This is a genomic window from Pedobacter sp., assembly GCF_045628745.1.
In the GTDB taxonomy this organism is placed as follows: Bacteria; Bacteroidota; Bacteroidia; order Sphingobacteriales; family Sphingobacteriaceae; genus Pedobacter.
The window spans coordinates 1-8,523 of the sequence record NZ_JAZQPU010000277.1; the positions used below are offsets into that span (position 1 = coordinate 1).

The window sequence follows — 8,523 nt, forward strand, 5'->3', positions numbered from 1 at the left end:
TTGCCCAGGTGATCTTGTAAAATCGACAAAGAAAGGTCATTTGGCAGTTTACTATTAGCCTTGTTATGAAGGGTAAACTTTTTACTCTGTGGATTAAAGACAGTCACTCCAGATCCGTAAGAGCCAATCCAAATATTTCCAAGGTTATCCTCTTCAATAAATCTAATAAAGTTATTTCCAGGGTAATTTTGTTCATTTGCTGCTTTAGTATTGTTGCAGTATTTCGCAATTACCTGATTTGAAGCATCTAAAACATTTACCCCACCACCATTAGTACCAATCCAAACTTTGCCTCTTTTATCTTCTTTAATGCAAAATATATCATTGCTATTTAAGCCTTCCGCTTTATCACTCATCAACTGGCTGAATTTTTCTGTAGCCAAATCCATGATCACCAAGCCATTAGCATAGGTCCCCAGGTATAATTTCTTAGTTCGGCTTAAGGCCATGGTCATGATGGAACTTTTATTCAGCTGGCTTCCATTTGCGAGGGAAAAATTAAACCGTTTAAACAGTTCAGTTTTACGGTTAAATAAATTAAGCCCACCACCATCTGTTCCCACAAAAATCTCATCATTTTTATACTCCGCAAATGAAGTAACTACCGATGCGTTGAGGCCATATTGGTCAAAAACATTCCCTTGTTTGAGCTGAAAAAGATTAAGATTGGCATCATACTTATTAATGCCGCCATGATAAGCGCCCAACCAGGTAATTCCCTGGTTATCTACATATATGCAACTTATTGATTTACCATTAAGACTGTATATATTTCTGGAGTCAGGCTTGTAACTTGTAATTTCACCAGTTTTAATATTTAGAATATTCAAACCCTCTTCTGTACCTATCCATAACTGATCATCGCGATTGGCAGCAATACTAAGCACATCGCTACTGGTTAAAGAATTTGGATTATTAGGTTCATGTTTTAGCCGTTTAAATGACTTACCATCTGGCAGTAATTGACTGAGGCCATTCTTCGTACCTATCCATAAATTGCGTGAATGGTCTTCCACAATTGAAGTTACATCGTTACCACCAAGGCTTAAAGGATCTGCAGCAGCGTTTTTAAATTGTTTAAATGAGTTTGTTTGTCTGTCGTATAAAAATAGTCCGCTGTTAGAACCAATCCACATTCTATGTTTACTGTCTTCATAAAGGCAACTGATGACTAAGGCAGGAAATGATTCTTTGGAATTTGCTGTTAAAGGAAGTTTAGTGATTTTTTTAGTTATAGGATCAAAAAGATCTAAGCCACTATACGTGGCAACCCATATTTTACCCTTATAATCACTATAAATTGCATGTATATTATCGCTGCTTAAATTCCCCCCAGTATTGGCAGGGAAGTTTATAAAGGAGTTTTTCTTCCTGTCATATAAACTCAGGGAACCACCAGAACTTCCCACCCACAAATTACCTAACTCATCTTCGTGCAGGGCCCTGATATAATTAGCTTGTATTCCTGAAGGATCACCAGACTTCACTTTGTAAACGGTGAAATTTGTTCCATCAAATTTATTCAGTCCATCTTCTGTTGCAAACCACATCAATCCATAGCGATCTTTTAAGATTGCATTGACCGTATTTGAAGAAAGTCCATCTTTTGTTTTTAAAGAGGTAAAGTTTATTCTTTGCTGTTGTGCATAGCCCGGAAACACGCTTAGGAAGAAATACAATAAACAGCAATACAAACTTTTTACAATAGCCCGGTTTAGCATGATCATTTGGTTAATAATAAGTATACCTGGCAGTATTAAACTCTGGATTACTCCAGGAGTTACAGGTGGTACATTTGGTTATTAACGAAAATAGATACAATTTTACCATTGCCTAGCAACAAATGTATTTTTTTATGCTACATAAGTTTAAAGAATGCGTCGATCTCCTGTAAAAACTTGTTATTTAAAACTTGATGATTTCCGCATAGGCTTTTTTACGTTGTAAATTTTGGTCAAATAGTAGCGGATAATTCTTTCTGCCTGGCACCGGATAATAATCTAACCAGGTATAGCGATCAGAGACATTCCAAAAAGTAACACTGGTAATGTTTTTATATTCCCTGAAAATTTTAAATACTTTAGCGTACTGCTCAATTTGTTTACGTTCCAGCGCTGGCGTCAGCTGGTCATTCTCTCCTGCAAGTTTTTGTCTTTTGTTTTTTTCCCATGGATAGATGGACATATCGAGCTCCGTAAAATGAATTTGCAAGCCCAGGGAAGAATACAGTTCTATAGCATCGCGTAAATCTTTCTCAGAGGGTTCAAAAACTGACCAATGGGCTTGTAAACCTATCCCATGAATAGGAATCTTTTGGTCAATCAGCTTTTTGAGCAAGCGATAGATTTTATCACGTTTGATGGGCCGCTCTGTGTTATAGTCATTGTAAAAAAGTAAGGCCTCCGGATCAGCGGCATGCGCATACTCAAATGCTTTAGCAATATATTCCTCGCCACAGATCTTATACCAAGGTGAATTCCTGATGAACTCCTCATCAGTATCACCTATCACTTCATTTAAAACATCCCATGCATAAATTTTACCTTTATATCTTTGAACGACTGTGGTGATGTGATCTTTTAGTCGTTGAAGCAGTACTTCTTTTGTAACCTCATTACCCTTTTGGTCTTTGAACAACCAGTTGGGCACTTGTTCATGCCAGCACAGGTTATGTCCACGAACTTTTAAATGGTGGTTTTGAGCATAGTTAACCATGGAATCTGCATCGCGCCAAAAATAGAAATCTTCACGTGGATGGATAGATTCCATCTTCATCGCATTTTCAGGGGTAATGCTGTTGAATTCCTTTAAAAGAAGCTGCGACTCATCACCACTTAAGGTTTTTATATTCACCGCTACCCCAATTGGAAAATAGTTCTTATAATAAGCGGCAAGCCCTTTATCATCAGCTTTATTTTGCGATAAAGATTTACATCCTACAGAAAAACAAATAATAACCAGCGCTAATTGAAAACGCTTCCACATCAATTTATTCATTATTTTTGGTACTATTGATAAGTATGATCATTTCCTTTGTAGCCAAACCATTTATAAATGGCATTATTTGTACTTTGTTCCCCATCTGCTGTTGCATAGATGCCATAAAGTGCACCAACAAAGCCACCTGCCACTGCAGTACTTAAATACTTTCCATCAACCTTATCCTGCAATAGCTTCATGTCATTTTCTTTTAAGCCATACCAAAAGGAATAAACATCCTTATCAGCATCAATTTTAAGGTATATGTTCTTCTGCGTACCAGGAATATCAACCTGCTTTACCAAATCCATTTCCTTTGTAGCAGGATTACCTTTAAACAACTGGATTACATTTTTATCATGATCATAGGATTTACATAAGTAGTAGAAATGAGTTTCATTCTGAAAGATCACTAAGCCTGCTTTCTCTTTTGCTTTTTTGGTTGAAAATACCATTTCCGTGGAAGCTGAACTTAACAAATGTTGCTGCCTTCTGCCGATAAATGCCGGGTTACCTTTCCCCATAATTGTTTCAGGTAACAATTTCAGTGTCAGTGCATTTTTATTTTCCTTAAAATTATACCAGGAATTATTGTGCGTACGTAAAAACAAAAACTGATTGTTTAAGCTATCTTTAAATGGAATTTTGAGATCAAAGTTCCCGGAAAGGGGCAATTGATTTTTAGGTTTATCTTCATTCCAGCTTACCTGATATTTATATTGCACTTCTTCATGATCTGGGTTGATGATTGGCCAATTATCTACCCATTTAACAGGCGCAATAAAAGTTTCACGGCCCGTATTGTAAAAATCCCGCTCATATGGTCGCACCGCCAGAAACACAGCATAAGTATTTCCATCTGGTCCATCTACCAAATCTGCATGGCCCACTGAAGATATAGGATCTTTCCTTTTAGGATCAAGATGCCTTTGCGTGAGAATAGGATTTTTTTCATAAGGAATATAAGGCCCCCAAACATCATTACTTCTTAAGATTACTTCAGAATGGTTTACACTGGTTCCTCCCTCTGCAGCCATCAAATAGTAATAACCGTTTCTCTTGTAAATATGAGGCGCTTCAATCCAAACGGGTTTTTTGCTGAGATCTACGCCCCCGTTGACAAGGATTTTCTCGGTGCCCATAACTTTCAGTGTGGCTGGATCAAGCTCATACATCCTTACTGTTCTATGTCCGCTGTAAAGTGATTTATTTTCAGGAGGCTCACTATTGTAGATGATATAGGTTTTATTCCCCTCGAAAAATAAGGAAGGATCAATGCCTCTTGCTTCTCTTATATAAATAGGTTTACTCCAGGGTCCGGCAGGGTTTTTAGCGGTAAGGATAAAATTACCGCCATTGTCAATATCAGTACAGGTAATATAATAGGTGCCATTGTTAAAGTTGATAGACGGTGCAAATAAACCTCTTGAAATTTGCTCTCCCATGAAATCCATTTGTGCGGGCCTGTCTATGGCGCTACCAATTTGCTTCCAGTTTTGAAGATCTTTACTGTGAAAGATAGGGATACCAGGGAAGTACACAAATGTAGACGTGACCATATAGTAATCTGTTCCTACTTTACATATTGCCGGATCTGGGTAAAACCCTGGAAGGATAGGATTTTTTAAAGTCATCTGCGCCCTGGCATTTGAGCATAAACTAACCAGCACTATTAAATATGAAAGGAAAATAAGCTTTTTCTGCATGGAAGATAAATTGATATTCAAAATTAGCTGGCCCCATAAAAGAAAGTGTCCTCATTTGTTGAATTTACAGGTATAAATGTTGTATTTCTACAGCAAATTCTTCTTTTTCAGGGATACAATTTTGAGGAGATACAATTTGAATTTCCTGATTTAATTTTTATAACTTTTGATGGTAACGGTAATTTTTAAATCAGGCATCCTAGTCTTATTAAACATTTGTTCTATATTTAATTACAAACGAACTACCTATCCGCATACAAGGTTTCTACTTTTATCTAACCAAATCATAAGCCATTGGAAGTAACAGATAAGCTCTTTACCTTCCTTATAAATTGAACCACATGAAAATAAAATTACTCCTGAAGTTTACCTGTATCCTGTTCCTTTCTTTTTCTTTTATAGCCACCAAAGCTCAAACCTTTCCCTTTAGTGATTATAAGTTAACATTTGAGCAGCGTGTTGATGACCTGGTCAAGCGACTAACCCTTGAAGAGAAAGTTTCGCAAATGCTGAATGCTGCACCAGCCATAGAAAGGCTGGGCATTCCGGCCTATGATTGGTGGAATGAAACCTTGCATGGCGTTGCCAGAACGCCATTTAAAGTAACGGTATATCCGCAAGCAATTGCAATGGCCGCAACATTCGATCAAAACTCCCTTCATAAAATGGCTGATTTCTCCGCATTAGAAGGAAGGGCAATTTATAATAAAGCGGTGGCTGAAGGCAGAACAAATGAACGTTACCTGGGCCTCACTTACTGGACACCGAACATCAATATATTCAGAGACCCACGTTGGGGGCGCGGACAAGAGACTTATGGCGAAGACCCCTATCTTACCGCGATATTAGGTGATGCCTTTGTAAAAGGCTTACAGGGCGACGATCCAAAATACTTAAAAGCTGCCGCCTGTGCAAAACATTATGCAGTACATAGTGGACCAGAGCCACTCCGTCATGTTTTCAATGCTGATGTGAGCGCCTACGATCTTTGGGATACTTACCTTCCTGCATTTGAAAAATTAGTTACCGAATCTAAAGTTGCAGGGGTAATGTGTGCTTACAATGCCTTCCAGGGACAACCATGCTGTGGCAGCGATTTACTCATGACAGATATTTTAAGGCGAAAATGGAAGTTTACAGGTTATGTAACCTCCGACTGCTGGGCTATTGATGATTTCTACAAAAATCATAAAACGCATCCAGATGCTGCTTCCGCAGCAGCAGATGCTGTGTTTCACGGAACAGACATAGATTGCGGAACAGAAGCCTACAAAGCTTTGGTAACCGCAGTAAAGAATGGCCAGATCACTGAAAAGCAGATAGACATATCTGTTAAACGTTTGTTCATGATCAGGTTTCGCTTAGGGATGTTTGATCCGGTTTCCATCGTTAAATATGCACAAACACCAGCCTCCGTTTTAGAAAGTCCTGCTCACAAAACACATGCTTTAAAAATGGCGCAACAATCAATGGTATTGCTTAAAAACGAAAACAATACACTACCCTTAAGTAAATCGCTCAAAAAGATTGTTGTTTTAGGGCCAAATGCAGATAACGCTATCTCTGTTTTGGGTAATTACAATGGTACTCCATCTAACATTGCCACTATCCTAAAAGGCATTCAAGATAAAGTTGGCCAAAATACAAAGGTTGTTTATGAGCATGCCATCAACTTTACCAATGATACTTTGTTAAACTACTCAAACCTCTCTAAGCAATATAGTTTCGATGGCCAACAAGGGTTTAAAGCCGAGTATTTCAATAATAAAGACTTGAGTGGCAAACCTGAGTTGGAAAGAATGGAACAGCAGCTGGATCAATTTTGGCAGGAAGGTGAACTGATTCACGCCAATATCAAAGCAAAAAATTTCTCTGCCCGTTATACCACTAATTTTAAAGCAACAGAAAATGGTTACATCACTTTTGAACTGGAGGCAGATGATGGTTATAAATTTATCATTAATGGCGAAACCGTCATTGATGCCTGGTCGAGAAACAGATGGGGTGCCAGAACCTATAAATTGAATACACAAAAAGATGTTACCTATAAAGTTGAAGTAGAATACTGGCAAGGTGATGGTAAAGGAAATGTTAAGCTGAGCGCCGGAAATTACCAGCGTACGGATTTTAACCAGCTCATTGCCCGTCATCAGGATGCTGATGTTTTCATCTTTGCCGGAGGTATTTCCCCACAGTTAGAAGGCGAGGAAATGAAAGTTGATTACCCTGGTTTTAATGGTGGCGACCGTACTTCGATCATGCTGCCAAGTGTTCAAACCGATTTGATGAAAGCCTTAAAATCTTCTGGCAAACCAGTTGTATTTGTGATGATGACAGGCAGTGCAATTGCTGCTCCTTGGGAAGCTGAACAAATCCCTGCTATCTTGAATGCCTGGTATGGCGGACAGGCGGCAGGAACCGCAGTTGCTGACGTGCTTTTTGGTGATTATAACCCGGCAGGTCGTTTACCGGTAACCTTTTACAAAAATGACCAGGACCTTGCTTCTTTTAACGATTACAGCATGGAGAACCGCACCTACCGATACTTCAAAGGCAAACCGCTATACGGTTTCGGCTATGGACTAAGCTATACTTCCTTCAATTATGATCGCCTAAGCTTACCCGCTACAATTTCAAAAGGAAAGAACTTAACTGTTAGTGTAAGCATTACAAATACAGGAAAAATGGGTGGAGATGAAGTTGCCCAGCTTTACCTGATCAATCAAAATAAAACCATCAAAACTGCACAGAAAGCCTTAAAAGGATTTCAACGCATCAGTTTAAAGGCTGGAGAAAGTAAAATCATTAAGTTTACTTTGAGCCCTAAAGACCTTTCCTATATAGATGCTAACGGAACTGCTGTTCAATTCAAGGGAAAAGTTGAATTAGGTATTGGCGGAAGTCAGCCTGACGAAGGCAATAAAACCAGTGGTAACATCATCAAAAAGAGCATCACCGTCATTTAATGAAGTGGCTTAATTAAAGAAATCAAGCATGAAGTGTATAAAAACAGTCCTCCTAACCCTAATTTTAATCAACCTATTTTGTTTATCAACCACAGCTGATGATGGCCATCAGCTGTGGCTAAATAAAAAAACGTCTATTCCGGTAAAGGTAATCAGCACTAAAAAATCTACTGTCCTGGACCTGGCCATTCAAGAGTTAAAAGATGGATGGCAGGGTGCTCCAAATGCAACAGTTACGCTTAGTTTAAAAGCTATGCCCTCTATCAAGACAGATGGTTTTATGTTAGAAAATGCTGCAGTAAACGCCAATACAGAATTTGGAATCCTTTATGGGGTATATGAATTATTACGCAGGCAAGCTACAGGACAAAGCATCAACAAGGTTTTATCTAACCCATCCTATATGCACAGGATCCTTAACCACTGGGATAACTTAAATGGCTCTGTGGAACGTGGTTATGCAGGAAATTCTATCTTTTGGAGAAATGAGAAAGATGCGCTTACCGTTACTGAAAAAGACAAAACTTTATGGCGTGAATATGCGAGAGCAAATGCATCCATCGGTATTAATGGTGCCGTGTTAAACAACGTCAATGCCTCCCCATTAATTTTAACAGACAAATACCTGCAAAAAGTAAAAGCAATTGCAGCCGTGCTGCGTCCTTATGGGTTAAAAACTTATTTGTCAGTTATTTTTTCATCACCGGTACTCATCGGTGGACTTAAAACTGCAGACCCCCTGGATCCTGAGGTTAAAAAATGGTGGACGGAAAAAACAAAGGAAATATACAAGTTAATTCCCGATTTTGGTGGCTTTTTAGTGAAAGCAAATAGCGAAGGTGAGCCTGGTCCTCAGGATTTTGGTCGTACCC

At 38.7% G+C, this 8,523-nt stretch carries 4 protein-coding genes and 1 pseudogene; 2 read left to right on the forward strand and 3 right to left on the reverse strand.

Annotation, left to right across the window (positions count from 1 at the left end; all coding sequences use genetic code 11):
• The 3 genes from ACR2F7_RS10460 to ACR2F7_RS10470 form a co-directional block, all read right to left on the reverse strand.
• Positions 1-1,727 (reverse strand): ligand-binding sensor domain-containing protein (locus tag ACR2F7_RS10460; RefSeq protein WP_432713518.1); only part of this gene is annotated, 1,727 nt, incomplete at its 3' end.
• A gap of 178 nt (positions 1,728-1,905) precedes the next feature.
• The gene (locus tag ACR2F7_RS10465; protein WP_432713519.1) at positions 1,906-2,997 is read right to left on the reverse strand and encodes an endo-1,4-beta-xylanase; all 1,092 of its coding nucleotides are present in this window, start codon (positions 2,995-2,997) and stop codon (positions 1,906-1,908) included.
• Between the two features lie 11 nt (positions 2,998-3,008).
• Complete coding sequence (locus tag ACR2F7_RS10470) at positions 3,009-4,685, reverse strand: glycoside hydrolase family 43 protein (RefSeq protein WP_432713520.1); 1,677 nt, start codon at positions 4,683-4,685, stop codon at positions 3,009-3,011.
• A gap of 341 nt (positions 4,686-5,026) precedes the next feature.
• Between ACR2F7_RS10470 and ACR2F7_RS10475 the strand changes: the two genes are divergently transcribed.
• Positions 5,027-7,651, forward strand: a complete 2,625-nt coding sequence (locus ACR2F7_RS10475) for a glycoside hydrolase family 3 C-terminal domain-containing protein (RefSeq protein WP_432713521.1) — start codon at positions 5,027-5,029, stop codon at positions 7,649-7,651.
• A 28-nt stretch (positions 7,652-7,679) separates the two neighbouring features.
• Positions 7,680-8,523: pseudogene (locus ACR2F7_RS10480) on the forward strand (alpha-glucuronidase); the annotation flags it as partial.